Source organism: Pseudotabrizicola formosa (genome assembly GCF_002900965.1).
Lineage (GTDB): Bacteria > Pseudomonadota > Alphaproteobacteria > Rhodobacterales > Rhodobacteraceae > Pseudotabrizicola > Pseudotabrizicola formosa.
In genome coordinates, this window is record NZ_PJOM01000002.1 from 539,642 (window position 1) to 554,855 (window position 15,214).

The 15,214-nt window shown below is 61.8% G+C and carries 11 protein-coding genes; 6 read left to right on the plus strand and 5 right to left on the minus strand.

What is annotated here, in order from left to right:
• A complete protein-coding gene (locus CXR43_RS06630; protein ID WP_103333262.1) occupies window positions 1-3,090 on the plus strand; it encodes an efflux RND transporter permease subunit in 3,090 nt (1,029 codons plus the stop codon).
• Window positions 3,091-3,266: 176 nt separating this feature from the next.
• Here the strand turns inward: CXR43_RS06630 and rocF are convergent, their stop codons facing one another.
• Window positions 3,267-4,190 (minus strand): arginase, encoded by a 924-nt coding sequence (gene rocF, locus CXR43_RS06635; RefSeq protein WP_103333263.1) that lies wholly within the window; start codon window positions 4,188-4,190, stop codon window positions 3,267-3,269.
• A 200-nt stretch (window positions 4,191-4,390) separates the two neighbouring features.
• Between rocF and CXR43_RS06640 the strand changes: the two genes are divergently transcribed.
• The 5 genes from CXR43_RS06640 (at window position 4,391) to CXR43_RS06660 (ending at window position 10,165) form a co-directional block, all read left to right on the plus strand.
• Window positions 4,391-5,161 (plus strand): FadR/GntR family transcriptional regulator, encoded by a 771-nt coding sequence (locus CXR43_RS06640; protein ID WP_103333264.1) that lies wholly within the window; start codon window positions 4,391-4,393, stop codon window positions 5,159-5,161.
• The gene (locus CXR43_RS06645; protein ID WP_103333265.1) at window positions 5,158-6,153 is read left to right on the plus strand and encodes an MDR family oxidoreductase; all 996 of its coding nucleotides are present in this window, start codon (window positions 5,158-5,160) and stop codon (window positions 6,151-6,153) included. Before CXR43_RS06640 ends, CXR43_RS06645 begins: the two co-directional genes overlap by 4 nt.
• A 117-nt stretch (window positions 6,154-6,270) precedes the next feature.
• Complete coding sequence (locus tag CXR43_RS06650) at window positions 6,271-7,026, plus strand: SDR family oxidoreductase (RefSeq protein WP_103333266.1); 756 nt, start codon at window positions 6,271-6,273, stop codon at window positions 7,024-7,026.
• 255 nt (window positions 7,027-7,281) lie between these two features.
• On the plus strand, window positions 7,282-9,066 hold the full coding sequence (locus CXR43_RS06655; RefSeq protein WP_103333267.1) for an ABC transporter ATP-binding protein: 1,785 nt from the start codon (window positions 7,282-7,284) through the stop codon (window positions 9,064-9,066).
• 139 nt (window positions 9,067-9,205) lie between these two features.
• A complete protein-coding gene (locus CXR43_RS06660) occupies window positions 9,206-10,165 on the plus strand; it encodes an FkbM family methyltransferase (RefSeq protein ID WP_103333268.1) in 960 nt (319 codons plus the stop codon).
• Between the two features lie 24 nt (window positions 10,166-10,189).
• Here the strand turns inward: CXR43_RS06660 and CXR43_RS06665 are convergent, their stop codons facing one another.
• The 4 genes from CXR43_RS06665 to CXR43_RS06680 all read right to left on the minus strand — a co-directional run bounded on the left by CXR43_RS06665 (window position 10,190) and on the right by CXR43_RS06680 (window position 14,976).
• A complete protein-coding gene (locus CXR43_RS06665; protein ID WP_103333269.1) occupies window positions 10,190-11,230 on the minus strand; it encodes a hypothetical protein in 1,041 nt (346 codons plus the stop codon).
• Window positions 11,227-12,786, minus strand: a complete 1,560-nt coding sequence (locus tag CXR43_RS06670) for a glycosyltransferase family protein (protein ID WP_146036489.1) — start codon at window positions 12,784-12,786, stop codon at window positions 11,227-11,229. The genes CXR43_RS06665 and CXR43_RS06670 overlap by 4 nt, the downstream gene beginning before the upstream one ends.
• 211 nt (window positions 12,787-12,997) lie before the next feature.
• A complete protein-coding gene (locus CXR43_RS06675) occupies window positions 12,998-14,101 on the minus strand; it encodes a glycosyltransferase WbsX family protein (RefSeq protein WP_103333271.1) in 1,104 nt (367 codons plus the stop codon).
• Complete coding sequence (locus CXR43_RS06680; RefSeq protein WP_103333272.1) at window positions 14,098-14,976, minus strand: glycosyltransferase family 2 protein; 879 nt, start codon at window positions 14,974-14,976, stop codon at window positions 14,098-14,100. The genes CXR43_RS06675 and CXR43_RS06680 overlap by 4 nt, the downstream gene beginning before the upstream one ends.
• Window positions 14,977-15,214 lie beyond the last annotated feature (238 nt).

Consider the following 15,214-nt stretch of genomic DNA (forward strand, 5'->3'; position numbering starts at 1 on the left):
ATGCATTTTTCCGAGCTTTTCATCCGCCGCCCGGTGCTGTCGAGCGTGCTGGCGGCGCTGATCCTCTTCCTTGGCCTGGCGTCGATGTTCAGTCTGCCGGTACGCCAGTACCCCGAGGTCGAGGAAAGCGTGATCACCATCACCACGGTCTATCCGGGGGCGGCCCCCGAACTGATCCAGGGCTTTGTCACCGCCCCCATCGCCTCGGCGGTCTCGACCACCGAAAACCTTGATTACGTGACCAGCGAATCCCGGCAATCGGCGTCGGTGGTGACAGTGCAGATGCGGCTGGGGGCCGATCCCGACATCGCGCTGACCGAAGTCATGTCCAAGGTGCAGCAGGTGCGCGGCCAGCTGCCGCAGGATACCGAAGATCCGGTCATCGCCAAGGGCACCGGCCAGTCCTTTGCGCTGATGTATCTGGCGGCGCAGAACCCGAACATGACGCCGGAACAGCTGACGGAATATCTCGAACGCGTGGTGCGTCCGCGGGTGACCAATATCGAAGGCGTGGCCCAGATGGAGATTCTGGGGTCGCAGAAATATGCCATGCGGGTCTGGCTTGACCCGCTCATGCTGTCGGCGCGCGGGGTCACCGCATCAGAGATTCTGGCCGCCATCCGGTCGTCAAACTTTCTGTCGGCCCCGGGCAAGACCGAGAACGAATTCTTCAGCTATTCTCTGACCCTCGATTCCACCATCCAGACCCCTGAGGCCTTTGGGGCCCTGCCGGTGGCGCAAGGGGATACCGGCGTGGTGCGGCTGCGCGATGTGGCGCGGATCGAGCTTGCCTCGGGGGCCAATGAGGCGATCGTGACCTTCGCCGGCGAGCCGGGTATCTTCATCGGCGTCATTCCGGCCCCGGGGGAAAACCAGCTCGATGTCGCAAGCAATGTCCTCGCGGCCTTGCCCGATCTGGTGCAGACCCTGCCCACTGGCATGACCATCGATCTGGTCTACGACTCGACCGAAACCATTTCGGCCTCGATTGCCGAGGTGTTCGTGACCATCGCCGAAGCCGTGGTGATCGTGGTGGTGGTGATCTTGCTGTTCCTTGGCTCGTTCCGCTCGGTGCTGATGCCGATTGTCACCATTCCGCTGTCGCTGATCGGGGTCTGCTCGGTCATGCTGATGCTGGGCTATTCGATCAACCTGCTGACCCTGCTGGCCATGGTGCTGGCCATCGGTCTGGTGGTTGATGACGCCATCGTGGTGGTGGAAAACATTCACCGCCACATTGATGAGGGCATGACACCGGCAGCGGCCTCGATCAAGGGCATGAAGGAAATCACCGGCCCGGTGGTGGCAATGACCATCACGCTGGCGGCGGTGCTGGCCCCGCTGGCCTTTACCGGCGGGCTGACCGGCGCGCTCTTTGCCGAATTTGCGCTGACCCTTGCCGGATCGGTGGTGATCTCGGGCATCGTCGCGCTGACCATCACCCCGGCCATGTCGGCGCGGCTGCTCAGCCATGGCGCACCGGGGCGGTTTCAGCGCATCGTCGACCGCACGCTGGGCGGGCTGGCCAACTGGTATGAACGCCGGGTGGCCTCTTCGCTCGATTACCGGCCGGTCACCATTCTGATGGTGATCTCGCTTCTGGGGGCCACCGGGTTCATGTTCGTGAACACCTCCTCGGAACTGGCCCCCGAAGAGGACAGCGGCGCCCTGTTCGCCATCATGAACGGTCCGCGCTATGCCACGCTGGATTATACCAATGCCTTCACCTCCGAGATCGCCAACCGCACGGCCACGATCGAAGAGGTGCAGACCTCGTTCTCTCTGGTCGGGATGGGCGGGGCCGGGAACACCGGATTCTACATCTGGGCGCTGAAGGACTGGTCCGAACGCACGCGCGGACAGGCCGAAATTCAGGCGCAGTTGCAAGGCATTCTCGATGGCGCGCCGGGCCTGCAAAGCTATGTCTTTGCGCCGCCCTCCTTGCCCGGTTCGGGCGGCGGCCTGCCGATTTCGATGGTGATCCAGTCGATCTATGCGCCCGAACGCGTGGTCGAGGTGGCCGAGGAAATCCGCACCCGGGCCATGCAATCGGGCATGTTCATCGTGGTCCAGAACAGCCTGTCCTTCGATTCGCCGCAGGTCCGTGTCACCATCGACCGCGACCGCGCGGCCCAGTTGGGCGTCGCGGTCAGCGATATCGGCTCCACCCTCGGGCTTTTGGTCGGGGGCGGGGCGATTGCGCAATTTGACCGCGATTCCAACAGCTATGATGTGATCACCCAGGTGCCGCCCGAATGGCGCGACAATCCCGAACGGCTGGGAGAGTTCTATGTGCGCTCGGGCAGCGGGGTCATGGTGCCGCTGTCCTCGGTGGTCAGCATCCAGTCCACGGTGTCCGCCGCCTCGATCTCGCAGTTCAACCAGCTGAACTCGGCCACGCTGTCGGGCATGCCGATGATCGGCCTGTCCACCGGGGTCGCGCTGGCAGAGCTGGAACGGATCGCGGATGAGGTGCTGCCCGACGGGTTCTTCATCGAATTCTCCGGCCAGTCCCGGCTGGAAAAATCCGAAGGCAACACGATCATCCTTGCCTTTGCGGCGGCGCTGGTCGTGATCTATCTGGTGCTGGCGGCGCAGTTCGAAAGCTTCCGCGACCCGCTCATCATCCTGATGTCGGTGCCGATGTGTATCTTTGGCGCAATCCTGCCCCTGTATCTCGGGGCTGGGACGCTGAACATCTACACGCAGGTCGGGCTGATCACGCTGATCGGTCTGATCACGAAACACGGCATCCTGATGGTTGAATTTGCCAACCAGCAGCGCGAAGAGCATGGCATGTCACAGCGTCAGGCCATTGTGGCCGCCGCCAAAACCCGCTTGCGTCCCATTCTGATGACCACCGCCGCAATGGCTTTGGCCGTGGTGCCGCTGATCATCGCTGATGGCGCGGGGGCGGCCGCGCGGCAGGCCATGGGTCTGGTGATCTTTACCGGCCTGCTGATCGGCACGCTCTTCACCCTGTTCGTGGTGCCGGCCTTCTACACGCTGATCTCGCTCAACGATGCCAGCTACCTGCTGCACAAACGCAAGGTCGACCGGCAGTTCGGATCGGGTGTGCCGGCAGAGTAACGCGGGCCCAACGGTCAGCCAGGCAACAGGGCGGCATCCGAAAGGCTGCCGCCCTTTGTCTGTAGGGGCGGCAGTCGTGGCCCCGATTTCTTAACAGTTCATGAAAATGAAAAATCAAGATATTGATTCTAAAGGATACTCTTGCCTGTAACACAGGGGGAAGCAGTCCTTCCGCCTCACTTGGCCCGCGTCGGGCGGTCAAACACCTTCTTGCCCATCAGGCTGCCGACCAGATCGACCATCAGCCGCGCCGTCATGCCGCGGTCGTCAAGGAAGGGGTTCAACTCCACCAGATCAAGGCTGGTCACCAGCCCGGATTCGTGCAGCAGCTCCATCACCAGATGCGCCTCGCGAAAGGTGGTGCCGCCCGGCACCGTGGTCCCGACCGCCGGCGCAATCGCCGGGTCAAGGAAATCGACGTCCAGGCTGACATGCAGCATCCCCCCCGCCGCGCGCACGCCCTCCAGAAACAGCCGCAACGGGGCGACAACCCCATGCTCATCCAGCACCCGCATGTCATGAAGGGCGATGTCATGGTCCAGCAGCGCCGCATGTTCGGCCGGATCGACCGAACGGATGCCATAAAGACAGATCCGCTCCGCGGGCAGCGGGGCCGGAAAGGGCGGAAACGCCTCAAACCCGGACCGCCCGGCGATATAGGCCACCGGGGTGCCATGCAGATTGCCGCTGGTCGTGGTCAGCGGGGTGTGAAAATCCGAATGCGCGTCCAGCCACAGCAGAAACAACGGCCGCCCGACAGCCTTGGCATGCGCCGCCGCCCCGGACACCGAGCCGAGCGCCAGCGAATGATCGCCGCCAAGGATGATCGGCATCGCACCAGCCGTGAGCGCATCCCCAACCTTCTCCGCCAGAATCTGCGTCCAGCCCAGAACCTGCGCCAGGGAATGCACCGCAGGGTTGGGGCAGGGGGGGGCCACCATCTGTGGACAGGTCAGATCACCCCAATCCTCTACCCCGTGTCCCTGGCCGGAAATCGCCTGCGCCAGACCTGCCACACGATAGGCCGCCGGACCCATCAGACAGCCCGGCCGTTGTTGGCCCGCATCAATCGGGGCCCCGATGAGGATGGTTCTGGTCATTGCATGCTCCTGTTCACCGCCCGGACCGACCCAGATGGCGGCGGCTCTGGTCCGGTGTCCAGTGCAAAACGTGTTGGCGGTCTGACAAAGCGGTGGGAGGGCTGTTGATGGCGGTTCCGTTTCCATGCTGATATTTGTCAAACCTTTTACATCCAAATTTCCGGTGCTAGGATAGGCGGCAAGCGAAGGGATCTTCCGGCATGGCACTGCAGTATAATGAGATCGTCCGCACAGGGCTGGCGCGGCAGGTCGCAGATCTGATCCGCAATGCGATCCTCGACGGGCAGTTGCAGGTGGATGAACGCCTGCCGAGCGAAGACGAACTGGCCAAACGTTTTGGCATTTCGCGTCCAACGGTGCGCGAAGCGCTCAAGGTGCTGGCGGCGCAAAGCCTGATCCGCGCGAGGCGCGGGCCAACGGGCGGCAATTTCGTCACCCGGCCCGACCCTGAGGCTTTGGCCCGCTCGATCACGGAAGCCTCCACGCTGCTGGTCGGCGTGGGCACCTTTGGAATTGATGAAATTGTCGCCGCCCGCATCGAGACGGAGACCATCTGTTGCCGTCTGGCCGCGACCAACCGCACAGACGAAGATCTTGCCCGGCTGCAGGAAGAAATCGACCTGCAGCGCGATGAGTCGGTGTCTGACACCGATTTTTGCGCCTCAGACGTCCGGTTTCACCGCGCGCTGGTCACCGCAACCGGCAATGGCCCGCTGTGGCTGATGATGCATGCGGTGATTGAAAGCTTCATCCCTGTCACCAACATGCTGATCTTTGACGAGCAGGAGCGGCGGCGCACGGTCGACGGCCATGCCAGCGTGGTCGATGCGATTGCCGCGCGTGATGCAGATCGCGCCGCACAGCAGATCCGCCGCCATCTGGACGGAATGTGCGCGGTGGTGAACCAGGCGTTGGACCGGCGGGTGGCCCATAGCACGACAAAGACTGACACAGGAGGAGAGACCGGATGACCGAAACATTCCGCGCGCTGATGATCGTTGATCATGAGGGCAAGCCAAAGGCAGAATTCCGTGACCTGACACTGGCCGATCTGCCCGATCACGATGTGCTGGTCGAAGTGGCCTATTCGACGGTCAATTTCAAGGACGGGCTGGCGGTCAGCGGCAAGGGGCGCATCGCGCGGCGCCTGCCGATGGTGGCGGGCATCGATCTGGCGGGTACAGTGGTGGAAAGCCGCTCGCCCGACTGGGCGGTGGGGACACAGGTGATTGTCAACGGCTGGGGTCTGTCGGAAACCGAATGGGGCGGCTACAGCCGGTTCCAGCGGCTGAAACCCGAGTGGCTGACGCGTCTTCCGGACGGGTTCAGCCTGGAACAGGCGATGGCGGTCGGCACCGCAGGCTATACGGCGGCGCTGTGCGTGCTGGCGCTGGAAGATTGGGGCACGATCCGGCCGGATGGGGCCGAAGTGCTGGTCACCGGGGCTGCGGGTGGTGTCGGCTCGACAGCCGTTTCCTTGCTGGCGGCGGCGGGCTACCGGGTCACGGCCGCCACCGGGCGGCCCGAGACGCATGACTATCTGGCCGGACTGGGGGCGAGCGGTTTTGTCGATCGCGCGACACTGGCGGAAAAGGGCGGGGCCCTGCAAAAGGAACGCTGGGGCGGCGCGGTGGATTCTGTCGGCTCCACCACTCTGGCCAATGTTCTGGCGCAGACGACCTATGGCGGGGCTGTTGCGGCCTGCGGTCTGGCGGGCGGCATGGACCTGCCGGCCACGGTGATGCCGCATATTTTGCGCAGCGTGGCCCTGCTGGGTGTGGACAGTGTGATGGCCCCTCAATCCCGCCGTGACCGGGCCTGGGACCTGCTGGCCCGACGTCTGGACAAGACCCATCTTGCCAGCATTGCGCGGACCGAGCCTTTGTCGGCGCTGCCCCACCTGTCGCAAGACATCGTGGCCGGTCGCATCCGGGGCCGCGTGGTGATCGACGTTACCGCCTGAGCGCGGGCCACCGGGCGCAGCAGCCCGGTGGCCGCATCTCCCCGGCGGCTTGCATCGCCGCGCCCGGGACGCATGCACAGCCAGTTTTGCCGACAGCGACCTGAAAGGACAGTGACCATGGGACATCCCCTTTTCGATCTGACAGGGCGGCGGGCGCTGATCACCGGGTCTTCGCAGGGCATCGGCTTTGCGCTGGCCGAAGGGTTGGTGGCGGCGGGGGCGCAAGTGGTGCTGAACGGGCGCGACGCGGGGAAACTTGCCGATGCGGCAGGGCGTATGCCCGGTGCAGAGGTGCTGGCCTTTGATGCAACGGACCATGAGGCCGTGCGCAAGGCCGTGGATGGGTATGAGGCCTTGGGCAAACCCATCGACATTCTGGTGAACAACGCCGGCATGCAGCATCGTGGCCCGCTGGAAGAATTTCCCGCCGATGCGTTCGAGCGGTTGCTGCAAACCAACATCGCCAGCGTGTTCCATGTTGGTCAGGCGGTTGCGCGGCACATGATCGCACGCGGGCGGGGCCGGATCATCAACATCGCCTCGGTACAGACCGCGCTCGCCCGGCCGGGCATCGCGCCCTATACCGCCACCAAGGGGGCGGTCGGCAACCTGACCAAGGGCATGGCGACCGACTGGGCGAAATACGGGCTCAACTGCAACGCCATTGCGCCGGGCTATTTCGACACGCCGCTCAATGCCGCGCTGGTGGCCGATCCGGCCTTCACCACCTGGCTGGAAAAGCGCACCCCCGCCGGGCGCTGGGGCCGGGTCGAGGAACTGCAGGGGGCCTGCATCTTTCTGGCCTCGGATGCGGCAAGCTTTGTGAATGGCCATATTCTGTACGTCGATGGTGGCATCACCGCCTCGCTGTGAAGCTGCGGCCCGGATCAAGACCGGGGATCTGTCTTTGTGAGACGACGATCAGGTGCTGGACCGCGACACCGGGCCTGCCACGCTGCCCTGGATGGACCAAAACTCCCGCAGAGATGAGGTCGCGCCGATCCGCCGGTGCGCCAGGCTGCCCGGGGCCGGCGGTGGCTTTGCGGTTGCACAGCAGGGCGCCTCTCTGGTACTGACAGCCCGATAGATGGCCTTAGCCGCCAGCAAGCGAAGGCTTCCCGTACGCCAATGATCAGCCGTATCAAAAACCGCTGGGCACAGAAGGTTGCGTCGCTTTCTTCTGAAAGCCTGCTTGCACGTTTTCTGCTTGAAAGCTTCCCGGAACACCGCAAACGGTACTTTCTTGCCATCATCGCCATGGTGATCGTGGCGGGCATGACGGCGGCAACGGCCTGGATGATGGGCGAAATCGTCGATTCCATGACCAATCCGGAAAATCGGTCGCGGATCATGCTGGTCTCTGGCGCGGTGGCGGCCATCTTCATCGTGCGCGGCTTTGCGTCCTATGCACAGATGGTGCTGATGGCGCGGGCGGGCAACCGGATCGTCGCCCAGAAGCAGGAAAGCATGTACCGGCAGCTGCTGGAGCAGGACATCGCCTTCTTTTCGGGAACCGAGTCTTCCGATGTGCTGGTGCGGGTCACGCAAAGCGCGCAGATGGCGCGTGGCGTGATTGACACGATTGTGACCGGCTTTGTGCGCGATCTGCTGACCCTGGTCGGTCTGATCGGGGTGATGTTCTGGCAGCAACCGGTCCTGTCGGTGGTCAGCCTTGTGGTGGGCCCGCTTGCGCTGTGGGGTATCCGCAAGATCCTGTCGCGGGTGAGGGCGGTGATGATGCTTGAAATGGCCGGTCTGGCCGAGATTTTCCGTGTGGTGCAGGAAACCTCGACCGGGGCGCGGATTATCAAGGCCTTTGCGCTGGAACGCCTGATGACCGACCGGATGGACGAGGCCGTGCATGCGGTGGAAAAGCGGGCCAACAAGATGGTTCGGCTCGAGTCGGCGACGACACCGCTGATGGATTCGATTGCCGGTCTGGCCATTGCCTCGATTGTGTTTCTCAGCACGGTGAACCTGTTCGGGCAGTCTGCGGGCACGCCCGGACAGTTGATGTCTTTCGTCACGGCCTTTCTGATGGCCTATGAGCCGGCAAAGCGGCTTGCGCGCATGCGGATCACGATCGAGGCCGGGATGGTCGGGGTCCGGATGATGTATGACCTGCTGGATCGTCCGGCGACAATGGTCGAATCTCCCACCGCCCGCGATCTTCCGGACGGGCCCGGCAAGCTTGTGCTGGAACATGTGGGTTTCAGCTATGCCAATGGTCAGCGCGTGCTGGATGGGCTTAGCCTGGAGCTGCCACAGGGCGGAACCACCGCGCTGGTCGGGCCTTCGGGCAGTGGAAAATCCACCATCCTCAACCTGCTCTTGCGGCTGTATGATCCGGATGATGGCCGCATCTTGCTGGATGGCATTGACCTGCGCGAGGTGCGGTTCGCGTCCTTGCGGCGCAAGATTTCCTATGTCGGGCAGGACACCTTTCTGTTCTCCACCACGATCCGCGAGAATTTGCGGCTGGTGCAGCCTGACGCCAGCGACGATGCGATCTATGAGGCGGCCCGCGTGGCGAATGCCGATGAGTTCATCAGGGCGCTGCCGCAGGGCTATGATACGCCAGTGGGCGAAAACGGCGTGTTTCTGTCGGGGGGCCAGCGTCAGCGGCTGGCAATTGCGCGTGCCGTGATGCGCCATCCGCAGGTCTTGCTGCTTGACGAAGCGACAAGCGCGCTTGACAGCCTGTCCGAGACGCTGGTGCGCGACGCGCTCAATCAGGTGACGCAGGGGGTGACAACCGTGGTGGTGGCCCACCGGCTGTCAACGGTGCTGCGCGCCGATATGATCTGCTATCTGGAACAGGGTCAGGTCGTCGAGAGCGGGCGGTTTGACGAGCTTCTTGCGCGTGGCGGCAAGTTCGCCGAACTCTATGAGCGTCAGTTCGCAAAATCCTGACAGCAAACGGAAACGGTGCGCCACCATCACCCGGAACCCCCGGCAGCCCCGAATTCCCGCCGTTGCCCCGGCACCGGCCTTGCAATGCCGCCCCTTTGCCTGACAATGGGGGCGCTCTTCTTAACGGATACAAACAACCATGCGGAATGTTGAGACCATCTATGGCGCGATCACCCTGCCGGATTGGCCGCATGACCTGATCGTCCGGTCGCTCGAGGATCTGGGCGAATGGGCTTATCTGGAACAGCAGCTTCTGGCGCAGTTGGTCTGCCGCGACGATGTCTTTTGGGACGGCGGGGCCTTTCTGGGAACCTTCGGCATCGGTGTCGCACAGATCGCGGCCCAAGGTGGGCGACCGCTGAAACGTCTTGTGGCGATCGAGCCGGGGGCCGAACTGGCCGGTGCCCTTGCGGAAAACCTGCGCCGCAATCTTGTCTGCGACCACAGCCTGGTATCCTGCGCGCTTGGGGCCGAGGCCGGGCACCTTGTGCCCGCCGAAAACCAGACTGATAACCGTGGTGCGCTGGAATACCGCAAGCTTGAGGGACCTGAGGCTGGCACCCTTTTGGCATCGGGCGTGGAGTGCCAGCCCTTGTGGCATCTGCGGTCCGTGCACGGAAACTACGATGTTCTCAAGCTGGATATCGAGGGGATGGAGGTCGAAGGCATCAAGGGTGACTTTGACTATATCCGGGACCACAAGCCGGTGATCTGGGCCGAATGCAACGAGTCGTTCAACAGCCTGCTGCTGCTCGAGGCCCTGGTGGCCGCCGGATATGACCCGGTTTATGTGGCCTTTCCGGCGTTCCGACAGGCGAATTTCAGGGGGCGCGCAGAGGTGCCCTATGCGATGGCCTATGAAGCAGCCCTGCTTGCCGCGCCGCAGGATCGCCTTGCAGCCTTTGAGGCGAGCGGGTTTGGCGAAGACGTCATCGTGCGGCCGGTCAAGACCAGTTGGGATCTGCGTCAGGCGCTTTGGGCCACGCCAAGATGGGCCGACAGCGCCTGGGCACAGGCATCGCGCGCCGAACTTGTCGCGCTTCTGGGCCGGATGCAGCGCGGCGAAACCCTGGGCGGATTTCTGAACGACACCCCATAACTGGCGCCAAGGCTGGGTGGGCGCTCAGCCCTTGCCCTTGGTGACCTCCAGCCATTCATGCAGCGTGCCTTTTCCGGTGCGACGTGGATCGGGAAAGGTCGCCTGCAGATCCTTGCGGCTGCGGTAGACCTCGCGCATGCGCTTTTCGATCAGATCGCCGTTGTCAAAGGTGCCATAATACCACCAGCCCTTGGGGATCGACGTGTCGGTGAACCGCGCCACCTCATGGCGGTACCACCACCACAGCTCGTGAATCTCGGAATTGCCGCGCGCATAGCGGCGGGTCATCACATCCCCCACAGGACCGAGTTTGGTGAAGTGATAAAATCGCAGCGGCTGGCCGTTGATCAGAGCCTGACCGGCAGCGTCGAACTGCATGGTTCTTTGGCTGATGTTCCAGCTTGCCACGTTATAGCCCGGGTCGCGCAGGATTTTGACACCGTCAAAGAAGCACGGCACCAGATTGCACCATTTCTGATCGACAAAAACGCCGATGTCGCGCCTGTCGTGGCACCAGTCGTGCAGCCGCGCGTCCCACCAGGCGGCAAAGCGGTTGGCTTCGGGCCCGGCATCGGTTGCGACAAACCCCAGATTGAAGCTGCCATAGTCCAGTGATGCAATTTCATTGTCGAGGATGGCGTGCGTATCTGTGGCCGGTTCGGGGTCAATCTGATGCGGGGTCAGAACGATGCTGCTGTCGGCCAGCAGATCAATCACCGGCTGCATGCTGTTGAAAACCGCAATGTCAGGATCGAAATACAGCACTTGCTCAACGTCGGGTTCCTGAAGAATCCGCAGGTGGGCCCGGCCTTTGACGGCCGTACAGGCCTCTACGATATCAAGCCCGAACAGCCAGCTGTCGGTTTCTTCACCATACAGGTCTTCGGCGGTCACGACGCGGTCAAAGGCTTCGTTGGCCAGATCAAACACCAGACCCGGCGGTGGCTTGTCGGTCAGAACCGCCCAGATCACCCAGTCGGGATGCTGACGCCGCAGGCTGGTGGCCAGCACACGGGCACGGTTCAGATAGCTGAAGGTAAAGCTGGTGTAGGCGTGAACGGTCATGTGGTGCTCCATCCCGGCAGATCGAAGGTCATGGCGCTGGTCCGAGCCTGAAGCTCGGTCTTTTCGGCATAGGCGCGCCGCTCGGCCACCAGCCTTTCAAGCCCGCCATCGGCAAAGAAGGCGACAAGCGCCGCCTCATCCTCCAGCACCGCCCCACGGCCCGATGCCAGGACCGAGGCCTGCACATTCCCGGACAGCGGGTTGGTCAGCACCCAGGCCCCGCCCAGCATCGCCTCATAGGTCGTGAACGAGAACGTCTCGGCCCAGGAGGCCCAATGCAGCACGACATCAATCTTCGCCTCTCTGACTGCGCGCGACATGGCGTCAGGGCTATCGCTGGTCACATGCACCTTGCCGGAGGCGTCTTCGCCCACATTGGCGGCCTTGTCCGACAGGACCACAAATCTGATGCCCCCCCCTCCGAAGCGGTGGATCATTCTGACAAACACCGACCAGCCCTTGTGATCCACCATCGCCCCCAGATAGCCGACCGTGATCGGGTGGGCCTTGGGATGGTTGGTGGCGATGGCTGTCTGTGGCCGCGGGCGCGCCGTTTCCGTCAGCACCATATGGGGCACCGTTGTCAGGCGACGCACCGGCAGCTGTGACCTAGACGACCAGAAGGCGGCGGTGTGGTCTGATGGTGCGATGGCCGTAATGGGCAAGGCCTCGAAAAATGCCGCCATGCGGGCCAGGTGTTGGGGGCGCGAAACGCCATAAACGCACAATCCGCAGGCGTTTGACGTGACCTCGGGCGCGCCGCAAAAGGCCAGCCCGTTTCTTTGCAGCGTATAGCTGGGGCAAAGTGTGAAGAAATCATGCAGCCAGAACGGCAGGTCGCGGACCTGAGCCGCCCGCGCCAGATCGGCCACCGCCTCCGGCGCATGACCCATCAGATGATGAACCACCATGTCCACGTTTTTTCCCGACGCGACACAGCGTTCAATGGCCTGCGTCACCGATTCCATGCGGGTCGTGCCCAACATCTCGCCATTCAACAGCAGCGTGACCGGCACCCTGCCGCCCTCGCTGATGTCGGCAAGGCAGGGCAGCGGTTGCCAGGGGTGCAGGTGAAGATAGGTCAGGTTGCGCGCGGTGGCGGCTTTCTCTTCCTGCTGGATGCAGAGCTGAACACCGCCCGGAATCACGCGGTAGTTGTCATGGCCAAGTGACAGGACAAGCCCTGACGATGCCAGCTCCGACAGTCTGGCATAGATCTCGTCGGGCGTCAGCAGGTCAGGCAGCTCGGTAGTCTTGCGCCAGTCAGCGACAGTCTGCTCAAAGGGCCGCAAGGCCCGGAGCGTCTGCTCGGCAGCACTCAGCGGCTGAACCTCTGGCCGGCTGTCCTGCGCAGTGATCAGCCCTTGATCCGCAGGCTGATCCAGGGGCTGTGTCGCCCAATAGGCCCATCTGGGGCGGATCGTCCCGTTCTTCTTGTGGATGACCCTGTAGAACAACGGGCGGGCTGTGCCGTTCTTGCGGAAGAACACAAATCTGGTCCAACCCCTTGGCTTTCCGGCCTTGTGGAACATCAGCTTGTATAAAAGTGGGTGCATGGAATGGCCTAAACAGGATTATGACAGGACGAGGGCTGCCCCACGGGCCCAGTGCTTGCGCCGGGTGATCGCTGCAGAAGGGGCGGGCATGATGGCCGGTGCAGCTTCACAGCGCATGGGGGGGGTTGATGGGATGTGGTCCATACCTGTCGGTTGGGCAGGGTGTAGAACAGGCCCTGATCGCTGGCCCAGTCAGAGATGATATGCATGGTTACAGGGTCGCCTGTGCCAAAACGGGCGACTCAAGGCCGCGTTGCGCCGGATCTGCCCGGATTTCAAAATGGTGCTGGAACGCTTTCAGGTGACCCCGGCCAAATTCTGCAGAGGGCTCCATCACATTGCCCTCTGCCCATTCATTCCAGGATTTGATCACCATCATCCGATCCCGCATGTCACGCAGCGAAAGCGCCTGCTGATAGGGCGCCAGCGACTGCCCGAACAATTCGGGCGAATTGCCTAAAAGAACCTGCCCTCTGACACCATGGCGGATGGAAGTATCCCAACCGGGAAAGACAACCGGCAAGTCGCGCGGGTCGGTCGGCGTTTCGCGGCGCATGTGGCTGACGCAGGCGGCATAATCGGCGATATGAGGCCCTTTTGGGCCCCCGAACGCGGCCAGGTTTTTACGCAGAAATCTTTTGACAGAGCGTTCGAATTTAAGTGGCATGCCAGAACGCAGATGCCAGTCACACAAATCCAGCATATCGGCCTTCGGACGCACATTGTCGAATATAAAGCACAGGCCGGGAAAACCCGAACGCTGCGCATGTTCATGCATATCGTTGATATAGCTTTCGAGATACGGGTGAGAATGTGGCGCAAACAAAAGAAGAACCGGCTTTCCGTCAATTTTTCTATAGCGCCGATCATGAAAGAACGGTTCCAGATATCTGAAATGCGCGGTCGCATCTTTTGAATAGGTCTGCTGACGCAATACCTCATTCGTGGATCGCTTCAACCAGTCATGATTGGCCCAAGAAAAGCAAAACTCGACGTCAGACTCGCTTTTAAGCAATCGCTCTGCAGGCTTTTCAAGCAGCAGGTTTCCATCGTCAAACCAATAGTGCCAGAAGGCAAATGTATCAATGCTGTGCGCGCGGGCAAGTTGGTATTGCCGTTCCATGATGGCGGGGTCGTCCAAGGAATACCAACCCAGCTCACCAGGTGTCAGGATAACCTGCTGCGGATGGAAGGTCTTTGCCTGTCTTACTTTTGTCCATTCGGTAAAACCCGCACCCCACCATGCTTCATTTTCCGGAATGACGTGAAACTGCGGAAGGTAATAGGCAAAGCAATGTCTGATCGGCAGCCTCATCGTCTGGACCTGACGCGTCCTGAGACAAATTCTCCGATGGCAAGCATCATGTCGCCCGGTCGCCGCTCCGCTGTCGTCAGCGCGTCTTGAAGCCGCCCTGCGCGGGCCAGATATTTTACAATGCGCTGTCGAAAGTACCTCTGCCCCCCATCCAGCGTGCCGATCAGCTCGGAATGTGTGGCAAGAATGGCGGAAAACGCCTCGGCGCGCGTGGCCGCGGGCGTGCGATGAGTCAGACTGGCCAAATCAGCCTTGGCGTCTGCACGGCCCACGCGCACCCCGGGAACGCCGGAGTACCAGCCAATATAATCTGATGCCAGAAGGCGCAGCAGAAATTCAGTGTCCTCATTGGTCACCAGAGTTTCATCGATGAGGCCAAGATTTTCAAACACCGTCCTATGCGCCCAGAACCCCATGGAAAAGGCGTTCAGAAGCGAGGTGAATGGATAATTGTTATGGAAATAGCCTTCGGGCAATTGCGCCGACGCGCGGTCAGCATCGCCTGCCTTATAGACTGACGAATAGCCGAACAAGGGGCGTGGAACCACGTCCTTGACTAGTGCAGAAACATGATTGCGATAGCCCGGAAGCATTTCATCGTCATCATCGAGAAACATCACGATATCGCCATGCGATCGTTTGATGCCTATATTTCGGGCATGTGCAGCACCTTTGCCCTCGCCACTGATGATGCGCAGACGTGAACCTTCAAACTGGCGAAGCAAACTGGCAGGAGGAATCTGGCTGCCATCATCAATCACGATGACCTCATCCCCATCGCATGTCGCGGCCAAAGCACTGGCCACGCATTGCGGTAGCAGGCGCGGGCGGTCACGAGTCGGGATGATCACTGAAAAGTGAGCCTGCTCTGACATATAAAACCTTTACATTTCGCTTCAACTGTAGGTGGTTTTGCTTCGAAACGTACAACGACATCAGAGGCGTATATCGCGTGTCACATAGGCAGGCCTATTGGGATAGTCAATGTTGGGGATTACTCAACCTACGGTGATTCGAGGCTTATCGCCGTGACGGGCGCAATTTTTCATGCCCTGGACCGGCCGGACGGTCCTGCCGCACTGTGGCTCTGCGCAGGCTTATGCCATTGACTTC

Excerpts from the sequence above, each read along its gene's own strand:
- CXR43_RS06675 (WP_103333271.1), bottom strand. The coding sequence starts at position 14,101 with ATGAGGCTGCCGATCAGACATTGCTTTGCCTATTACCTTCCGCAGTTT.
- CXR43_RS06680 (WP_103333272.1), bottom strand. The coding sequence starts at position 14,976 with ATGTCAGAGCAGGCTCACTTTTCAGTGATCATCCCGACTCGTGACCGC.
- CXR43_RS06630 (WP_103333262.1), top strand. The coding sequence starts at position 1 with ATGCATTTTTCCGAGCTTTTCATCCGCCGCCCGGTGCTGTCGAGCGTG.
- CXR43_RS06645 (WP_103333265.1), top strand. The coding sequence starts at position 5,158 with ATGACCGAAACATTCCGCGCGCTGATGATCGTTGATCATGAGGGCAAG.
- CXR43_RS06650 (WP_103333266.1), top strand. The coding sequence starts at position 6,271 with ATGGGACATCCCCTTTTCGATCTGACAGGGCGGCGGGCGCTGATCACC.
- rocF (WP_103333263.1), bottom strand. The coding sequence starts at position 4,190 with ATGACCAGAACCATCCTCATCGGGGCCCCGATTGATGCGGGCCAACAA.
- CXR43_RS06665 (WP_103333269.1), bottom strand. The coding sequence starts at position 11,230 with ATGACCGTTCACGCCTACACCAGCTTTACCTTCAGCTATCTGAACCGT.
- CXR43_RS06640 (WP_103333264.1), top strand. The coding sequence starts at position 4,391 with ATGGCACTGCAGTATAATGAGATCGTCCGCACAGGGCTGGCGCGGCAG.
- CXR43_RS06660 (WP_103333268.1), top strand. The coding sequence starts at position 9,206 with ATGCGGAATGTTGAGACCATCTATGGCGCGATCACCCTGCCGGATTGG.
- CXR43_RS06655 (WP_103333267.1), top strand. The coding sequence starts at position 7,282 with ATGATCAGCCGTATCAAAAACCGCTGGGCACAGAAGGTTGCGTCGCTT.
- CXR43_RS06670 (WP_146036489.1), bottom strand. The coding sequence starts at position 12,786 with ATGCACCCACTTTTATACAAGCTGATGTTCCACAAGGCCGGAAAGCCA.